The 15,786-nt window shown below is 54.0% G+C and carries 12 protein-coding genes, 5 tRNA genes and 2 rRNA genes (1 of these 19 running past the window's edge); 14 read left to right on the forward strand and 5 right to left on the reverse strand.

The features are described from left to right. From QCD60_RS13250 to cysE, 3 genes are all read left to right on the forward strand, one after another. A 23S ribosomal RNA gene (locus tag QCD60_RS13250) occupies positions 1 to 1,852 on the forward strand; it begins 1,026 nt to the left of the window's first position. 178 nt (positions 1,853 to 2,030) lie between these two features. Then, positions 2,031 to 2,146: ribosomal RNA gene (gene rrf, locus QCD60_RS13255) — 5S ribosomal RNA — on the forward strand. Between the two features lie 212 nt (positions 2,147 to 2,358). Further along, positions 2,359 to 3,159 carry a serine O-acetyltransferase gene (gene cysE, locus QCD60_RS13260; protein ID WP_104153521.1) on the forward strand — a complete coding sequence of 267 codons (801 nt, stop codon included), beginning with the start codon at positions 2,359 to 2,361 and terminating at the stop codon, positions 3,157 to 3,159. Positions 3,160 to 3,248: 89 nt separating this feature from the next. Here cysE and QCD60_RS13265 read toward each other — a convergent pair whose 3' ends face one another. Continuing rightward, on the reverse strand, positions 3,249 to 4,022 hold the full coding sequence (locus QCD60_RS13265) for an exodeoxyribonuclease III (RefSeq protein WP_104153518.1): 774 nt from the start codon (positions 4,020 to 4,022) through the stop codon (positions 3,249 to 3,251). Between the two features lie 442 nt (positions 4,023 to 4,464). Between QCD60_RS13265 and pyrE the strand changes: the two genes are divergently transcribed. Next, positions 4,465 to 5,106, forward strand: coding sequence for an orotate phosphoribosyltransferase (pyrE, locus tag QCD60_RS13270; protein ID WP_279786040.1), 642 nt, complete (start codon positions 4,465 to 4,467; stop codon positions 5,104 to 5,106). Between the two features lie 44 nt (positions 5,107 to 5,150). Here pyrE and hisA read toward each other — a convergent pair whose 3' ends face one another. The 3 genes from hisA to hisB form a co-directional block, all read right to left on the reverse strand. Then, positions 5,151 to 5,885: a 1-(5-phosphoribosyl)-5-[(5-phosphoribosylamino)methylideneamino]imidazole-4-carboxamide isomerase gene (gene hisA / locus QCD60_RS13275; protein WP_279786042.1), complete on the reverse strand. Its 735-nt coding sequence runs from the start codon at positions 5,883 to 5,885 to the stop codon at positions 5,151 to 5,153. A gap of 63 nt (positions 5,886 to 5,948) precedes the next feature. Then, on the reverse strand, positions 5,949 to 6,599 hold the full coding sequence (gene hisH, locus QCD60_RS13280) for an imidazole glycerol phosphate synthase subunit HisH (protein WP_279786044.1): 651 nt from the start codon (positions 6,597 to 6,599) through the stop codon (positions 5,949 to 5,951). A gap of 9 nt (positions 6,600 to 6,608) precedes the next feature. After that, positions 6,609 to 7,202: an imidazoleglycerol-phosphate dehydratase HisB gene (hisB, locus tag QCD60_RS13285; RefSeq protein ID WP_104153507.1), complete on the reverse strand. Its 594-nt coding sequence runs from the start codon at positions 7,200 to 7,202 to the stop codon at positions 6,609 to 6,611. Between the two features lie 206 nt (positions 7,203 to 7,408). Between hisB and QCD60_RS13290 the strand changes: the two genes are divergently transcribed. The 10 genes from QCD60_RS13290 (at position 7,409) to speA (ending at position 15,000) form a co-directional block, all read left to right on the forward strand. Continuing rightward, positions 7,409 to 9,604, forward strand: a complete 2,196-nt coding sequence (locus tag QCD60_RS13290; RefSeq protein WP_279786048.1) for an AsmA family protein — start codon at positions 7,409 to 7,411, stop codon at positions 9,602 to 9,604. After that, positions 9,601 to 10,650, forward strand: coding sequence for an A/G-specific adenine glycosylase (gene mutY / locus QCD60_RS13295; RefSeq protein ID WP_279786050.1), 1,050 nt, complete (start codon positions 9,601 to 9,603; stop codon positions 10,648 to 10,650). The genes QCD60_RS13290 and mutY overlap by 4 nt, the downstream gene beginning before the upstream one ends. Before the next feature lie 24 nt (positions 10,651 to 10,674). Beyond that, on the forward strand, positions 10,675 to 10,950 hold the full coding sequence (locus tag QCD60_RS13300) for an oxidative damage protection protein (protein WP_104153499.1): 276 nt from the start codon (positions 10,675 to 10,677) through the stop codon (positions 10,948 to 10,950). Between the two features lie 128 nt (positions 10,951 to 11,078). Continuing rightward, a tRNA-Phe gene (locus QCD60_RS13305) sits at positions 11,079 to 11,154 on the forward strand. 2 nt (positions 11,155 to 11,156) lie between these two features. Then, a tRNA-Leu gene (locus QCD60_RS13310) sits at positions 11,157 to 11,241 on the forward strand. A gap of 14 nt (positions 11,242 to 11,255) precedes the next feature. Then, positions 11,256 to 11,331, forward strand: a tRNA-Phe gene (locus QCD60_RS13315). 93 nt (positions 11,332 to 11,424) lie between these two features. Next, positions 11,425 to 11,511: transfer RNA gene (locus QCD60_RS13320), tRNA-Leu, on the forward strand. A 40-nt stretch (positions 11,512 to 11,551) separates the two neighbouring features. Continuing rightward, positions 11,552 to 11,638 (forward strand) — tRNA-Leu (locus tag QCD60_RS13325). Between the two features lie 442 nt (positions 11,639 to 12,080). After that, positions 12,081 to 12,941 (forward strand): polyamine aminopropyltransferase, encoded by an 861-nt coding sequence (speE, locus tag QCD60_RS13330; protein WP_279786052.1) that lies wholly within the window; start codon positions 12,081 to 12,083, stop codon positions 12,939 to 12,941. 145 nt (positions 12,942 to 13,086) lie between these two features. Next, positions 13,087 to 15,000 (forward strand): biosynthetic arginine decarboxylase, encoded by a 1,914-nt coding sequence (gene speA, locus QCD60_RS13335; RefSeq protein WP_279786054.1) that lies wholly within the window; start codon positions 13,087 to 13,089, stop codon positions 14,998 to 15,000. Between the two features lie 132 nt (positions 15,001 to 15,132). On the opposite strand, the gene QCD60_RS13340 is transcribed toward speA, so the two are convergent. Then, positions 15,133 to 15,756 carry a LysE family translocator gene (locus QCD60_RS13340; protein WP_347950205.1) on the reverse strand — a complete coding sequence of 208 codons (624 nt, stop codon included), beginning with the start codon at positions 15,754 to 15,756 and terminating at the stop codon, positions 15,133 to 15,135. Positions 15,757 to 15,786: the final 30 nt, after the last annotated feature.

The raw sequence follows: 15,786 nt of genomic DNA on the forward strand, positions 1-15,786 counted from the left end.
GCTCAGACAGCTAGGAGGTTGGCTTAGAAGCAGCCACCCTTTAAAGAAAGCGTAATAGCTCACTAGTCGAGTCGGCCTGCGCGGAAGATATAACGGGGCTCAAACCAGGCACCGAAGCTGCGGATTCCTCATTGAGGAGTGGTAGGGGAGCGTTCTGTAAGTCTGCGAAGGTGTGCTGTAAGGCATGCTGGAGATATCAGAAGTGCGAATGCTGACATAAGTAACGATAAAGGAGGTGAAAAGCCTCCTCGCCGGAAGATCAAGGGTTCCTGTCCAACGTTAATCGAGGCAGGGTGAGTCGGCTCCTAAGGCGAGGCCGAAAGGCGTAGTCGATGGGAAACAGGTTAATATTCCTGTACCGCTGTTTACTGCGATGGGGGGACGGAGAAGGCTAGGCCAGCACGGTGATGGTTATCCGTGTTTAAGGTTGTAGGCAGGACGTGTAGGCAAATCCGCACGGCCAATGCTGAGGACTGATGACGAGCTCGCATGAGCGAAGTGGTTGATGCCATGCTTCCAAGAAAAGCCTCTAAGCTTCAGGTAAACAGGACCGTACCCCAAACCGACACAGGTGATCAGGTAGAGAATACCAAGGCGCTTGAGAGAACTCGGGTGAAGGAACTAGGCAAAATGGCACCGTAACTTCGGGAGAAGGTGCGCTGCCGGTGGTGAAGGACTCGCTCCGTAAGCTGCTGGCAGTCGAAGATACCAGGCCGCTGCAACTGTTTATTAAAAACACAGCACTCTGCAAACACGAAAGTGGACGTATAGGGTGTGACGCCTGCCCGGTGCCGGAAGGTTAATTGATGGGGTTAGCGCAAGCGAAGCTCTTGATCGAAGCCCCGGTAAACGGCGGCCGTAACTATAACGGTCCTAAGGTAGCGAAATTCCTTGTCGGGTAAGTTCCGACCTGCACGAATGGCGTAATGATGGCGGCACTGTCTCCACCCGAGACTCAGTGAAATTGAACTCGCTGTGAAGATGCAGCGTATCCGCGGCTAGACGGAAAGACCCCGTGAACCTTTACTGTAGCTTCACACTGGACTTTGATGTTGTTTGTGTAGGATAGGTGGGAGGCTTAGAAGCAGAGACGCCAGTTTCTGTGGAGCCAACCTTGAAATACCACCCTGACACCATTGAGGTTCTAACTCAGGCCCGTGATCCGGGTCGAGGACAGTGTGTGGTGGGCAGTTTGACTGGGGCGGTCTCCTCCCAAAGAGTAACGGAGGAGCGCGAAGGTACCCTCAGGCTGGTCGGAAATCAGCCAATGAGTGCAAGCGTAGAAGGGTGCTTAACTGCGAGACGGACAGGTCGAGCAGGTACGAAAGTAGGTGCTAGTGATCCGGTGGTTCTGAATGGAAGGGCCATCGCTCAACGGATAAAAGGTACTCCGGGGATAACAGGCTGATACCGCCCAAGAGTTCACATCGACGGCGGTGTTTGGCACCTCGATGTCGGCTCATCACATCCTGGGGCTGAAGCCGGTCCCAAGGGTATGGCTGTTCGCCATTTAAAGTGGTACGCGAGCTGGGTTTAGAACGTCGTGAGACAGTTCGGTCCCTATCTGCCGTGGACGTTGGAGATTTGAGAGGAGCTGTTCCTAGTACGAGAGGACCGGAATGGACGAACCGCTGGTGTTCGGGTTGTGATGCCAATCGCATTGCCCGGTAGCTATGTTCGGACGGGATAACCGCTGAAAGCATCTAAGCGGGAAGCCCCCCTCAAGATGAGATCTCCCTGGATCTTGAATCCTCTGAAGGGCCCTTGAAGACCACAAGGTTGATAGGTGGGGTGTGTAAGTGCTGTGAGGCATTGAGCTAACCCATACTAATTGCCCGTGCGGCTTGGCCATATAAGCTAAGAGACTTGGTTAAGCACTGGATAGACGAAGAGATTTTGTGATCGTCGCAAGCGCATGAAGATGCGAATAATCAAATTAGAGCCACCCTTATTTGAGTAAACCGGCGGCTGTGAGCGAGCGAAGAGTGAGCGAGCAGAGGAAGTAAGTCCGAGAGACTCAGCCAGAATTGCCTGGCGACCATAGCGACGTGGAACCACCTGATTCCATCCCGAACTCAGAAGTGAAACGCGTCAGCGCCGATGGTAGTGTGGGGTTTCCCCATGTGAGAGTAGGTCATCGCCAGGCATTGAAACACAGCAACCCCTGATCGGCAACGGTCAGGGGTTTTGCTTTTAGGTCATAAAAATAATATGTGGATAGTGATTACAGCTCGGTGCGCTGTTTACACTGAATAAGTGCTTTGTGGTTTTGTTAGCCAGCACTTGGACACTTGAAAAAGCTGCCGTCCATCCCCAGTCTGTAATCCTCTCAGTATAAGTACCAGCCGAGATCTATCGATGTCAGAGTTTACCCAACAGGTATGGCATATTGTTCGCGAGGAAGCTCTCGCGCAGTCTGTCCAGGAGCCTATGCTTGCCAGCTTTTTTCATTCGACCATTTTGAATCACGATAACATCGGATGTGCACTGAGCTTTCATTTGGCAAATAAACTCGACTGTCCTACTGTTCCGGCGATTACTATTCGGGAAATCATCCAGCAGGCGTTCCGGGGTGAACCTGCTTTGCTTGAGTCCGCCTGTGCAGATATTAAAGCCACTGTCGAGCGTGATCCTGCGGTATGCGAGTACCTCACTCCTCTGCTTTATCTCAAAGGTTTTCATGCTCTACAGGCATATCGCGTAGCCAATTGGCTGTGGCGTCAGGGACGGCGTACTCTGGCGATCTTTATGCAGAATCAGATTTCTGTTGTGTTCGGTGTCGATATTCATCCAGCGGCACGGATAGGTAAGGGAATAATGCTCGACCACGCAACAGGTATTGTCATTGGAGAAACCTCTGTTGTTGGCGACAACGTTTCCATTCTGCAGTCAGTCACTTTGGGAGGGACTGGTAAGGAGAGTGGAGACCGGCATCCCAAAATACGTGATGGCGTTCTGATTGCGGCAGGTGCAAAGGTGCTAGGTAATATCGAAGTTGGAGAGGGGGCGAAGGTTGGCGCAGGGAGTGTCGTGTTGAGACCTGTTCCACCTCATACCACGGTAGCAGGAGTGCCCGCCAAGATCGTTGGGCGTCCGGAATGTACTATGCCAGCGCTGGACATGAATCAGGTATTCGAGCCTGAGGTGGAGGAAGGTTGAGAGCGCGTATTCTGTAGTTGATTTCTTCACCCAAAAAGAAGCCTGCTTGATAGCAGGCTTCTTTTTTATAAGCGGGACAGAAAGCCCGATTACAGATCATGATCGTATTCAATCATCAGTGCCGCGTGATTAGAGAAGCGAGGCTCTTTGATAATCTTTGCTGCACGCACTTTTTTGCCAAAATCTGCAGTTGCAATCTGGTAGTCCAGACGCGCACCTTCATTCAGCTCAAAGGCGCGATTGTAACTGGGCCACCAGGTGAACTGACGATCAGCCTGGTTCACTTGACGGAACGTGTCGACAAAACCCATCTCGTCAAACACATCACGGAAAAACGCACGCTCTTCTGGCAGAAAGCCGGAGTTCTTTTGGTTTACATACCAGTTACTTACATCTCGTGGCTCTCGAGCAATGTTCCAGGTACCACAGAAGATAAACTGACGGCGTTTGCGCAGGGTCTTTTTGAAGAACGCATGCATGTGCTCCATGAATTCATTCTTAACGGCCTGCTTTTGCAAGTCATTCTCCCCAGAGGGAAGCAGAATCGAGCCAATGCTGATTTTGTCATAATCGGCCTGAATATAGCGGCCGTGGAAATCACACAGTTCAAAGCCAAGGCCAGACATGATGGCCTTTGGTTGGTGTTTGCAATAAATGGCGACGCCACTGTAATTGTCTTCTGGTGCATCGAAGAAGTGGGCCTGGTAGCCGGCAGGATGATAGATAGCATCGTCCAGCTGGTAGGCTTTGGCACGCAGATCCTGCAGGCAATACAGATCAGCGTCTTGCTGGACCATCCAGTCAAACAGTCCGCGCTCAGCTGCTTGCTGGATGCCTTGCACGTTGAGGGTGATGACACGCATCAGTAATGGAGTCCTTTAGAGTCTTGCTAACAGGTCTGTGAAGAAACACATACATTCTTGGGGCAGATTCTGTAAGTAGGCGGCACCGCATTGACTGGGCATGCAAAAATCTGGGAGTAGCAAGTATAGAAATTTTAATCGGCTACTACGACGGCGTGCTGCCTAAAAGCTACTTACTTATTAGCTGCCTCTAAGTCCGCGAATTATAACACCTTTTGGGGGTTCATGCGGATGTCAAGTGTGTTCAGCCCGGCATAGTGTAACTGCACACTCCCTGTCGAGGCTAGCGTCTATAGCACTTTTGGCTATTAATGCCATGGTTGTGTGGCGAATTTGCTTGATATTGCGTGTATTAATCAAATCCATGCAAAGCGGATGCTGCACTGGGAGTGGTGAGTTAAAATGCGCGCATTGTTTCAACCCATCACGCAGAGGACAAAACATGCATGCCTATCAACGCGAGTTTATTGAGTTCGCTATTCAGCAACAGGTACTGCGTTTTGGCGAGTTTACCCTGAAGTCGGGCAGAACCAGCCCTTACTTCTTCAATGCGGGTCTGTTCAATAGTGGTTTGGCGCTGGCCAGATTAGGAAAGTGCTATGCCGAAGCTATCCTGCAAAGTGGCATCGAGTTTGATGTCATTCTTGGGCCTGCTTACAAAGGCATTCCTCTGGCTGCTGCCACTGCCGTCGCGCTGGCTGAGCATCATGGTCGTGACGTGCCCTATGTGTTTAATCGTAAGGAAGCCAAGGATCATGGTGAAGGTGGCAACCTGGTAGGAGCGCCTTTACAGGGTCGTGTGCTCATTATTGATGACGTAATCACTGCGGGTACGGCTATTCGTGAGGTGATGGCACTGATCGAGCAGCATGGTGCAACACCGGCAGGTGTCGTCATTGCCCTGAACCGTCAGGAGAAAGGCAAGGGTGAGCTGTCAGCCATTCAGGAAGTTGAGCGTGACTACAGCATGCCTGTTGCCAGCATTATCAGTCTGGAGCAGATCGTCGAGTTTCTGGCTGAGCAGGGTGACAAGGAAGCAGAGCTTGCTGCCATTCGCCAGTATCGCCAAAGCTATGGCGTATAACGTGAGGTACAGGAGCCAGAAGGAATCTGGCTCCGCATTACTACTTATTTACTCTGGTCACACAGGGCTTGCGCTGTGCGAAGGTCCAGCGTGCCTTCGTAGATAGCACGGCCGGTGATGGCGCCAGCGATACCCTGATCGGCCACTTTCGCCAGTGCCTCGATATCACGCATGTCAGTAACACCACCAGAGGCGATAACCGGTAATCCTGACTGCTGTGCCAGGGCGACTGTCGCTTCCACATTCACACCCTGCATCATGCCGTCACGACTGATGTCGGTGTAAACAATGCTGTCGACGCCGTCATCGCGGAAACGTTTGGCCAGCTCTACCGCGGTAACGCTGGTCACTTCCGCCCAGCCATCAATGGCAACCATGCCATCCTTCGCATCCAGACCCACGATGATGTGACCCGGGAAACGCTTGCACATCTCAGTCACGAATTCGGGCTCCTTCACTGCCTTGGTGCCGATAATGACGTACTGCACGCCAGCAGCAAGATAGGCCTCAATAATCTCCTGGCTGCGGATGCCGCCACCAATCTGGATCGGCAGGTTGGGGAACGCCTTGGCAATGCGCTGGACGATATCACCATTCACTGGTTTACCGGCAAAGGCGCCATTCAGGTCGACCAGATGCAGGCGACGTGCGCCCTGTTCTACCCAGCGTCCAGCCATGTCGACGGGGTCACTGGAGAACACGGTGGAGTCATCCATGCGGCCCTGACGTAAACGTACGCACTGGCCATCTTTAAGATCTATTGCGGGAATTACCAGCATGATGTTCTCTTCACAAACTTGCTATCTTCACAGGTAAGCGGCCGGTTGCCGTATACCTTCAGGTTATGCGGGTTGGCCATTCCAGTGCAGGAAGTTTTTCAGCAATTGCAACCCTGCACTGTGGCTCTTCTCGGGGTGAAACTGCACCGCGAATACATTATCGCGGAACAGCGCGACGTCGAAATCCAGGCCATAGTGGCAGCGTCCGGCAACCTGCTCAGGCTGCTGAGCCTGAATATGGTAGCTGTGGACAAAGTAGAACCGGCTGTTTTGCTCAATACCCTGCCACAGAGGATGGTCGACGGTCTGTTTGACTTCGTTCCAGCCCATGTGAGGCACCTTCAGCTTTTCACCGCCCTCATCCTGCAGATGGTCACCAAAGAAGTGAGCCTTGCCGGGGAATATGCCCAGACAGTCATGGCCACCATTCTCTTCGCTGAACTCCATCAACAGCTGCACACCCACGCAGATACCCAGCAACGGCTTGCCTGATGCTGCAACCTGGTGTACCACCTGGTCCAGTCCAAGACGGGTCAGTTCGCCCATGCAGTCACGAATGGCACCGACGCCGGGCAGAATCACCCGGTCAGCACTCTCGATCACTGCTTTGTCGCTGGATACCAGCACTTGCTCACCGGGCTTGACGTGCTCTAGCGCTTTGGCAACCGAGTGAAGGTTGCCCATGCCATAGTCAATAACTGCAACCGAACTCATGATGGCTCCTTAAAGACAGCCTTTGGTGGAAGGCATGATGCCCTGCATGCGCTCGTCGGCAGTCAGAGCCATGCGCAAGGCGCGGCCAAAGGCTTTGAATACTGTTTCTGCCTGATGATGGCTGTTGTGGCCCTTGAGGTTATCGATATGGAGGGTCATCAGAGCGTGGTTGACGAACCCCTGGAAGAACTCAAAGAACAGCTCGGTATCCAGACCATTGATGCTTGCCCGGGTAAAGGGCACAGCAAAGTGCAGGCCTGGACGGCCAGAGAAATCAATAACGACACGCGACAGGGCTTCATCCAGCGGAACATAGGAATGGCCGTAGCGGGTGATGCCTTTCTTGTCACCAAGCGCTTTGCTGATGGCCTGGCCCATGGTGATGCCCAGATCTTCGACGGTGTGATGGGCATCAATATGCAGGTCGCCATTGGCATGGATGTCCAGGTCAATCAGTCCGTGTCGTGCCACCTGCTCAAGCATGTGGTCAAGAAAAGGAATGCCGGTAACTGATTTAAACTGTCCGCTGCCATCCAGGTTCACCGTTACGGTGATCTGGGTTTCCAGCGTATTGCGCGTCACACTGGCGGTACGCTCTGCCATGCCAGGCTCCCCTAGTATTGATCGTGAGTCGAGGTCAAATAAGCAAAAACAACATCGTCCGTCTGGAATTACCGCTGATTTTGCGAGGATGAAAGTATAAAGCCTTGTGCTTCGGGTTAGAACCGTTACTAACAAAAGCTATACGGCTTGGTAGATGCTTTGGCGTTGCGACAAGTGTGGCTGTCGATGCAATTGAGTGAGGGAACATGAAGGCAACAAAAATAATCCTGTGGTTGCTTGGGGCGCTGTTTGGCTTGCTGGCACTGGTGGTGATCTATCTGCTGGTCGCTTTTGATCCGAACGATTACCGCCAGCGCATCGGTGAGATGGTGCAGGATAAAACGGGACTGCAGCTCGAAATTAAAGGTCCGATGAGCTGGAGCTTGTTTCCGCAGTTTGCCATTACGCTGGAGGATGTACAGGCAGGCTATCCTGATCGTCCTACCGTGGCTACCTTGCAGCATGCCAGTGTCTCTATGGATGTGCCTGCACTCATCAGCGGGCGTTTGAGCCTGTCCGGCCTGATGGTAGATGGTCTGGTGCTGGATCTGAATCGCGACAAGACAGGTGCAAATAACTGGGACCGGCCTTCTGCAGCATCTTCACCTGCTGCCCGTTCCACCGCTGAGCCGGGCAGTCAACCGGCATCCTCCGCCAGCCGCTCCATGGCTTTGGCCATTGATGATATTGATCTGCAGAATGTGCAGGTCAACTATCACGACCTGCAAGCCAACCAGAATATTGCGTTGGGCCCCGTCAACCTGCGTGCCAGCGAGATCCGCCTGGGGCAGGCCTTTCCTTTAACGCTTACCTTGCCGCTGTCTGTGCAGGCGGATGGCAAGCAGGCCGTCCAGCTCGGCAACAAACTGCAGGCTTCGATGCTGCTGGACCCTGAGCGACAACTGTATCAACTGCATGATATGGATCTGCTCAGCACCATAGACGGTGTGACCAGACAGTCACTGCTACTGGAGATCAAGGGTGATGTGGATGCCGATCTGCAGCAACAGCAGGTGCGCCTACCCAACCTAAAACTGGCACTGAACGGCATGCAGGGTCAGCTTGATGCCACGGTCAAGGACTTGCAGAAGGCGCCAGCCCTGCAGGGTTCGCTGCAGCTCGCTGAGCTGAATCTGCGCAAATGGCTGTCAGATATCGGTATGTCTGTTTCTCTGCCTGATGAGAAAGCGTTGACGGCGGCTTCTATGACGACTGCGCTGATGGTGGACCGCCAACAGTTGTCACTGACTAATCTGACGGCCCGGCTGGATGAGAGCAAAATCAGTGGCAGCTTCCAGCAGCCCTTAAACAAGGGGCAAACCGAGTTCAAGCTGGGCATTGATCAGCTCAATCTGGATCGCTATCTCGCCAGCTCAGCATCGCCAGCCACCCAACCCGAGGCATCGAGCTCTACCACAGCAGCAGCTACCGCCAAGACCACAAGTGACACAGGCTATTCAAAGGCACCGATGCTGCCCGTTGAGGTATTGCAAAGGCTGAATCTGCGTGGCTCGGTGCAGCTGGGTAAGCTGACCTATCAGCAAGTTGCGATGTCGCAGGTCAAGTTCAATGTGGCAGCAGCAGCTGGAAAGCTGGTGGTTGATCAGGCCAGTGCGCAGATTGCCGAAGGCAAGGTTGCGCTTAAAGCACAGGTCGATGCGCAGAAGGTGCCGCTACGCAGTCAACTGCAGTTCAATGTCGATCATCTGGCGCTGGAGCAGGTGCAGACACTGCTGGGCAGCACCCAGCCTGCGGTCAACGGCATCGGCTCCATGAATGGCAGCCTGAGCATGAGCGGGAACTCGGTTTTTGACTGGGTTAACAGTCTCAACGGCTCGGCCAAGGCCAATGTCACGGATGGACGACTGAACAATATCAACCTTACTCAGCAAATCTGTGAGGGCATTGCCTTTGCCAATCAGGAAACGCTGACGGCCGCAGCAGACAGTGAGCACACCAGACTGACCAACGCCAGTCTGCAGGCGCAGTTCAACAATGGTGTCGCCCATATTGACTCGGCGCAGGGACAGCTGGTGGGGGCCAGTGCCAAAGGCTCAGGACAGATCAATCTTCCACAGCGACAGCTGGATATGGGGGTGGGTGTCGTGATTGAGGGTGACACCAGCCGTGAAGCCTGCACCATCAATCCTAAATTTCAGGGGTTGGAATGGCCCCTGCGTTGCCAGGGTAGCCTGGATGGTGATCCTGCCAAATGGTGCCGTCCCGATAAGGAAGGCTTTGCCAAGACGGTCACTTCCCTTGCCAGCAATGAAGCTAAACGCAAGGCGCAGAAAGAATTGAGCCGTGCGCTGGATAAACAATCCGATAAACTGAGCGAAAAGCTCGGTGGAGACAACGCCGAAGCAGTGAAAGGTTTACTCCAAGGATTATTCAAGAAGTGACCCCAGAGGTATTTCAGCGCGCTGTATTTGACTGGTTCGATCAGCATGGTCGCACCAGTCTGCCGTGGCAGCAGGACAAGACGCCCTATCGGGTGTGGGTATCGGAGATCATGCTGCAGCAGACGCAGGTAGCGACCGTTATCCCTTACTACCAACGCTTCATGGAGCGTTTTCCCGCCTTGCAGGATCTGGCTGAGGCTGAACAGGACGAAGTGCTGCATTTCTGGACTGGTCTCGGTTACTACAGCCGTGCCCGTAACCTGCATAAAGCCGCTCAGATTCTCTGGCGGCAGCACCATGGTGAATTTCCGGCAACGGTAGACGCTGTACAGGCGTTGCCGGGTATTGGTCGTTCGACTGCAGGAGCGATTCTGTCGATCAGTCGTGGTATTCGTGCACCGATTCTCGATGGCAACGTCAAGCGTGTGCTTACCCGTCTGCACGGTGTCGAAGGCTGGCCCGGCAGCAAGCCGGTAGAGGATTTGCTCTGGCGGCTGGCTGATTACTACACGCCTGACCGGCGTCTGCCGGACTATACCCAGGTGATGATGGATCTGGGGGCGACGCTCTGTACCCGTAGCAAACCTGCCTGTTTGCTATGCCCCTTAAAAGACCACTGCAAAGCTTATAGCATGGGCACTCCTACAGCCTTTCCCCATGCCAAACCGCGAAAAACGATACCGGAAAAGCACACTTACATGTTGCTGGTACATGATCGCCAGCAGCACAAGGTGTTGCTGGAAAAACGCCCGGCCAGCGGGATCTGGGGAGGTTTGTGGAGTCTGCCCGAGATGGCGTCCACAGAGCAGGCGGAGCAGTTTTGCGCGTGCTGGCAGGCGGAGCTGCATCAGCAGTCGTTACCTGCTGTGAAGCATACCTTCAGCCACTTCCATCTGCACATCACACCTTTGCTGGCACAGGGTGGCTCTGACAGTAAGCTCATGGAACCTGAGCGCTGGCTTTGGTATAACCTCGACGCCCCAGAGTCGGTAGGTTTGGCTGCGCCAGTCAAACGTCTGCTGGAGCAACTGGATGCACAGCGTTGAACTTTATCTGTAAAAGAGACTGATATGACTAGAACCGTATTCTGCCGTAAATATCAAAAGGACATGGACGGCATGGAGCGCCCGCCTTTTCCTGGCCCCAAAGGGCAGGATCTGTATGAGCATATTTCCAGACAAGCCTGGCAGGACTGGCTGGCGCATCAGACCATGCTGATCAATGAGAAGCGTCTGAACATGATGGACATGCAGTCACGAAAGTTACTGCAGGAAGAAATGGAAAAGTTCTTTGCCGGTGAAGACGTGACCAAGATTGAAGGCTACGTACCACCGAGTGAGAAATAACCGCTGATGCGGAATAAATTATTGAATTGCTTGACAACTTTTACAGAGACGCGTAAATTGCGCGGCGTTCGCTTGATGCGCTTAGGGATTGACACTCTGTGGTTTGTCCTTATAATACGCGCCTCGTTGCCCAGATAGCTCAGTCGGTAGAGCAGGGGATTGAAAATCCCCGTGTCGGTGGTTCGATTCCGCCTCTGGGCACCACCGCGGGAGTGGTGGAATTGGTAGACACACTGGATTTAGGTTCCAGCGCCGTAAGGCGTGAGAGTTCGAGTCTCTCCTCCCGCACCAAGTGAACAGATGTAGCCCAGATAGCTCAGTCGGTAGAGCAGGGGATTGAAAATCCCCGTGTCGGTGGTTCGATTCCGCCTCTGGGCACCACTTGAAGTCATCTGAAAGTGGTAAGACATCAGCGTAGTGTGCTTGACAAGTTAAAAAGTTTAAGTATGATACGCACCACTTTTCGAGCTGCATGCAGATGTGGCGGAATTGGTAGACGCGCTAGCTTCAGGTGCTAGTGTTCGTAAGGACGTGAGAGTTCGAGTCTCTCCATCTGCACCAATGCTCTCGTTAAGTGATTACAATCAGGCAGCTTCACATTGCAGATGTGGCGGAATTGGTAGACGCGCTAGCTTCAGGTGCTAGTGTTCGTAAGGACGTGAGAGTTCGAGTCTCTCCATCTGCACCACCTGATAAAGGTGCCAGTGAAGTATAAAAGGAAGTCGCGAAAGCGGCTTTTTTTGTTTCTTCTCCTCTCATATTCCCTGTGTCGGCTGTGTTCTGTAGCGGCACCACTGTATCTGATCCCCTTGTCTCTTCCTCTGGTTTGGACCTGTTAGTCTTCCTTGCGTTTGTGTGAAAAAAGCGTATAAAACGCAACTTCTTGCAGAAGCAGCGACAGGTTTTTATGCAAATTCGACTTTAGATGTACAACAGGCCCTTTCAGTAAGTACGCTGCCTGTTGTGTATTCCGTGGAAGGAAGACAGGTTAGTGGAACTGACAGGGTTATCCCCATCCGTTCTCCCGCACTATCTTACTTTCCCTCGTCGAACTGTCATTGTGCTGTCATCCATTGTCGATGTCATAACAGCATGTCATCTGATTTTTATTGTGAGCGAGGAAGGAACACGTGACTCAGCCGCAACGCTATATCGAGACCCTCTACGCAGGCTACGGTCAGTCTTTCACTATTGATAAGGTTCTGTTCGAGAGTAAAACCGAGCATCAGCACCTGATCATCTTCGAAAATTGCGATTTTGGTCGTGTCATGGCGCTGGACGGAGTGATTCAGACCACTGAGCGTGACGAGTTCATCTACCACGAAATGCTGACGCACGTACCGTTGTTTGCTCATGGCAAAGCCCGACGAGTGCTGATCATTGGTGGTGGTGACGGTGGTATTCTGCGTGAAGTGCTGCGTCATCCTGAAGTGGAGCAGGTGACCATGGTAGAGATCGATGCGCAGGTCATCGAGATGTGCAGAACCTACCTGCCGGGCCACTCTGACGGTGCTTTTGATGATCCTCGTGCGACTATTGTCATCAACGATGGGGTTGAGTTCGTCAACACAACCGATGAGCGCTACGACGTCATTATCTCTGACTCCACCGACCCGATGGGCCCGGGTGAAGTGCTGTTCTCCTCGCGTTTCTACAATGGCTGCAAGCGCTGCCTGAATGAAGGTGGCGTCATGGTGGCCCAGAACGGCGTGTGCTTCATGCAGCTGGGGGAAGTTTCGACCACCCGCAAGCGTATGGGGCTGGATTTCGCTGATCAGCAGTTCTATGCCGCTCCGGTACCCACTTATGTCGGTGGCATCATGACCCTGGCCTGGGGCAGTGATGATGCCGCTCTGCGCCAGCTTCCCGTGGAGGTCATCGCCGAGCGCGTCGCTCAGGCAGGTTTTAAAACCCGTTATTACACCCCAAGTATCCATGTGGGCGCGTTTGCTTTGCCCCAGTATGTAGTGGATGCCCTGGCGGGGTGTTGATAGCGGGTGTTACCCCTTGGGGAGAGCCGGTCTGTGCTTTCCCTGTCACTCTTTGATTGATCCGAGTTATCCGAACATTCCGGCTCCCTGAGCCGGTTGCTCCAGCCAGGTGCTGGCCGCCATCTAGAGAAAGGCAACGAATGCAATGAGCGCGTGGAACAGCCGCGATGCACTGAAACTTTACAACATCCCCTACTGGGGCAATGGATACTTTGACGTGAATGAAAGCGGTGAGGTGTTCGTCAAACCTCGTCGCGACAAGGCAGCTACGATAAATCTGCCGGAGCTATGCAAGCATTTAAGCGAGCAAGGAGTAGCGTTGCCTACTCTGGTGCGTTTTACCGACATATTGCATGATCGGGTGTCCTCGTTGTGTCAGGCTTTTCAGGAAGCCATTCAGTATTACAAGTATCGCGCGCAGTACACGGCCGTCTATCCGATCAAGGTCAACCAGCAGCAACAGGTGGTTGAAGGCATTCTGGCCGGACAGAAGAAAGATCCCAGCGTAACCCGTGTGGGTCTTGAGGCGGGCTCCAAGCCTGAACTGATGGCCGTACTGGCGCTGTCAGAGAACACCAACTCCTCCGTCATCATCTGCAACGGCTACAAGGATCGAGAATATATCCGTCTGGCTCTGATTGGCGAGGCGCTGGGCCATCAGGTCTATATCGTCATTGAGAAGGTATCCGAGCTGGATGTGGTACTGGAAGAAGCACGCCGTCTGCAGGTAACGCCAAGACTGGGTTTGCGTGCTCGTCTGGCCTCGCAGAGCAAAGGCAAATGGCAAACCTCCGGTGGTGAGAAGTCCAAGTTTGGCCTGTCTGCCCACCAGATTCTGCAGGTGGTCGAGCGTCTGCGTAAGGAAGAAGCGCTGGACTCCCTGCAGTTGCTGCATTTCCATCTGGGGTCACAGGTCGCCAACATTCGCGACATTCAGACCGGCCTGCGGGAGTGCGCCCGTTTCTACGCCGAACTGCGTCAGCTGGGTGCGCCCATCAGCGTGGTGGACGTCGGTGGCGGTCTGGGTGTCGACTACGAAGGTACCCGTTCTCAGAGCACCTGCTCCATCAACTACTCCATGTCGGAATACGCCAGCAATGTAGTGTACGCCATGGCGGAAGTCTGTGCTGAGCGTAACCTGCCGCATCCCAATATTGTCAGCGAGTCGGGTCGTGCACTGACTGCACACCATGCGGTGCTGCTGGCCAACGTGATTGATGTGGAGTCGCCCAAGGAGCTGCAGCCACCACGCCCCGGCGCGGCGGATCCGAAGATTCTGCACGCCCTGTGGGAGTCCTATCAGGAAGCTCTGCACAGTGCCGATGAACGTAACGTGGTGGAAATCTATCACGACACTATTTATGACGTGGCTGAGGTGCAGTCGCTGTATACCCACGGCCTGCTGTCGCTGACTGAACGCGCCAAGGCTGAGCAGATCTATCAGGCCATCTGTATGCAGATCCGGCCACTGCTGAGCCACAAGAACCGTGCTCACCGTGAAATCATCGATGAGCTGCACGCCAAGCTGGCGGACAAGCTGTTCGTCAACTTCTCGGTGTTCCAGTCACTGCCCGATGTCTGGGGTATCGATCAGGTCTTTCCGGTGCTGCCTATCAGCGGCCTGGACAAGGAGCCGACCTTCCGCGCGGTAGTGCAGGACATCACCTGTGATTCAGACGGCACTATCGACCAGTATGTGGATGGTCAGGGTATCGAGACCACCCTGCCAGTACCGGAATTTGATCCGGCCAATCCCTATGTGATGGGCTTCTTCCTGGTGGGTGCCTATCAGGAAATTCTGGGCGACATGCACAACCTGTTCGGCGACACCCATTCGGTTGACGTATCAGTCGATGAAGCGGGCGAGTGGGAAGTCAGCAAGGTGCTGATGGGCGATACCGTGGATCAGATTCTGGCCTACGTGAACTTCGACTCCCGCACCTTTGTTGAGGCCTACCGTCGTCAGCTGACCAAGTCCAGCCTCAGCAGCGAAACGCAGGCGGAATGTCTGGCCTTCCTCGAAGAGGGTCTGGCGGGTTACACCTATCTGGAAGAGTAATCGCCACCCGCGATCAGCTCAGAGGCTGACCAGCGATAAGCTCAGATGTTAAAAAATCCGGCTCCCTGAAAAGAGCCGGATTTTTTTATCTGTTTTCAGCCTCTGCCACACCGTTGCGGCATGTTCAGGCTTTCAGGCCAGCGCGGTGATAAACACCCTGACCGCCAGCAGGATCAGCACCACACCGCTAAGGCGGTCAATCAGTCGGGAGCGGGCGCGCAGTTTCTCCAGCACGGCGGGGTGTACCAGTAGCAGGGTAACCAGGGTGTACCACAACCCGTCGATCACGAAGGGAGTGGCGACCAGTGTGAAGTGGGCCAGGGTATCACTGCCCGGCTGCACAAACTGACTGAATAGCGCGATAAAAAACAGCGCCAGCTTGGGATTCAGCAGCGAGATCATCAGCCCGTCCCGTGCGGCCTGCGCTGCGCTCACCCTATTGCCGGCTTCCAGCGTCTGGGCAATGCCGCCCTGTGATGTCAGCGCACGGACTCCGAGATAGGCCAGATAGGCTGCGCCCAGCAAGGTCAGCACCGTGAACAGACGGGGCGACTGATGCAGCAGCACGGCCAGCCCAAACATCGTCAACAGTGCATACATACCGACCCCGGCGGCGTGAGCCCAGGCAATGGCAAAACCATTCCGCTTACCGCCTGCCAGTGCATGTCGGGTCACCATCGCGAGACTCGGGCCGGGTGACATGGCACCCAGCAAGCAAATCAGCAGCAAACCGCTCCAGGTACTCCAGCTCATCATGTTCCTCACAGGTAAGAACGTGTTCACGCG

This window comes from Pokkaliibacter sp. MBI-7 (assembly GCF_029846635.1).
In the GTDB taxonomy this organism is placed as follows: domain Bacteria; phylum Pseudomonadota; class Gammaproteobacteria; order Pseudomonadales; family Balneatricaceae; genus Pokkaliibacter.

What these genes read in the sequence shown, in the direction of transcription:
- hisA (WP_279786042.1), bottom strand. Translation starts at nt 5,885, where the DNA reads ATGCTGGTAATTCCCGCAATAGATCTTAAAGATGGCCAGTGCGTACGT.
- QCD60_RS13340 (WP_347950205.1), bottom strand. Translation starts at nt 15,756, where the DNA reads ATGATGAGCTGGAGTACCTGGAGCGGTTTGCTGCTGATTTGCTTGCTG.
- QCD60_RS13300 (WP_104153499.1), top strand. Translation starts at nt 10,675, where the DNA reads ATGACTAGAACCGTATTCTGCCGTAAATATCAAAAGGACATGGACGGC.
- speA (WP_279786054.1), top strand. Translation starts at nt 13,087, where the DNA reads ATGAGCGCGTGGAACAGCCGCGATGCACTGAAACTTTACAACATCCCC.
- cysE (WP_104153521.1), top strand. Translation starts at nt 2,359, where the DNA reads ATGTCAGAGTTTACCCAACAGGTATGGCATATTGTTCGCGAGGAAGCT.
- pyrE (WP_279786040.1), top strand. Translation starts at nt 4,465, where the DNA reads ATGCATGCCTATCAACGCGAGTTTATTGAGTTCGCTATTCAGCAACAG.
- QCD60_RS13265 (WP_104153518.1), bottom strand. Translation starts at nt 4,022, where the DNA reads ATGCGTGTCATCACCCTCAACGTGCAAGGCATCCAGCAAGCAGCTGAG.
- QCD60_RS13290 (WP_279786048.1), top strand. Translation starts at nt 7,409, where the DNA reads ATGAAGGCAACAAAAATAATCCTGTGGTTGCTTGGGGCGCTGTTTGGC.
- hisH (WP_279786044.1), bottom strand. Translation starts at nt 6,599, where the DNA reads ATGAGTTCGGTTGCAGTTATTGACTATGGCATGGGCAACCTTCACTCG.
- hisB (WP_104153507.1), bottom strand. Translation starts at nt 7,202, where the DNA reads ATGGCAGAGCGTACCGCCAGTGTGACGCGCAATACGCTGGAAACCCAG.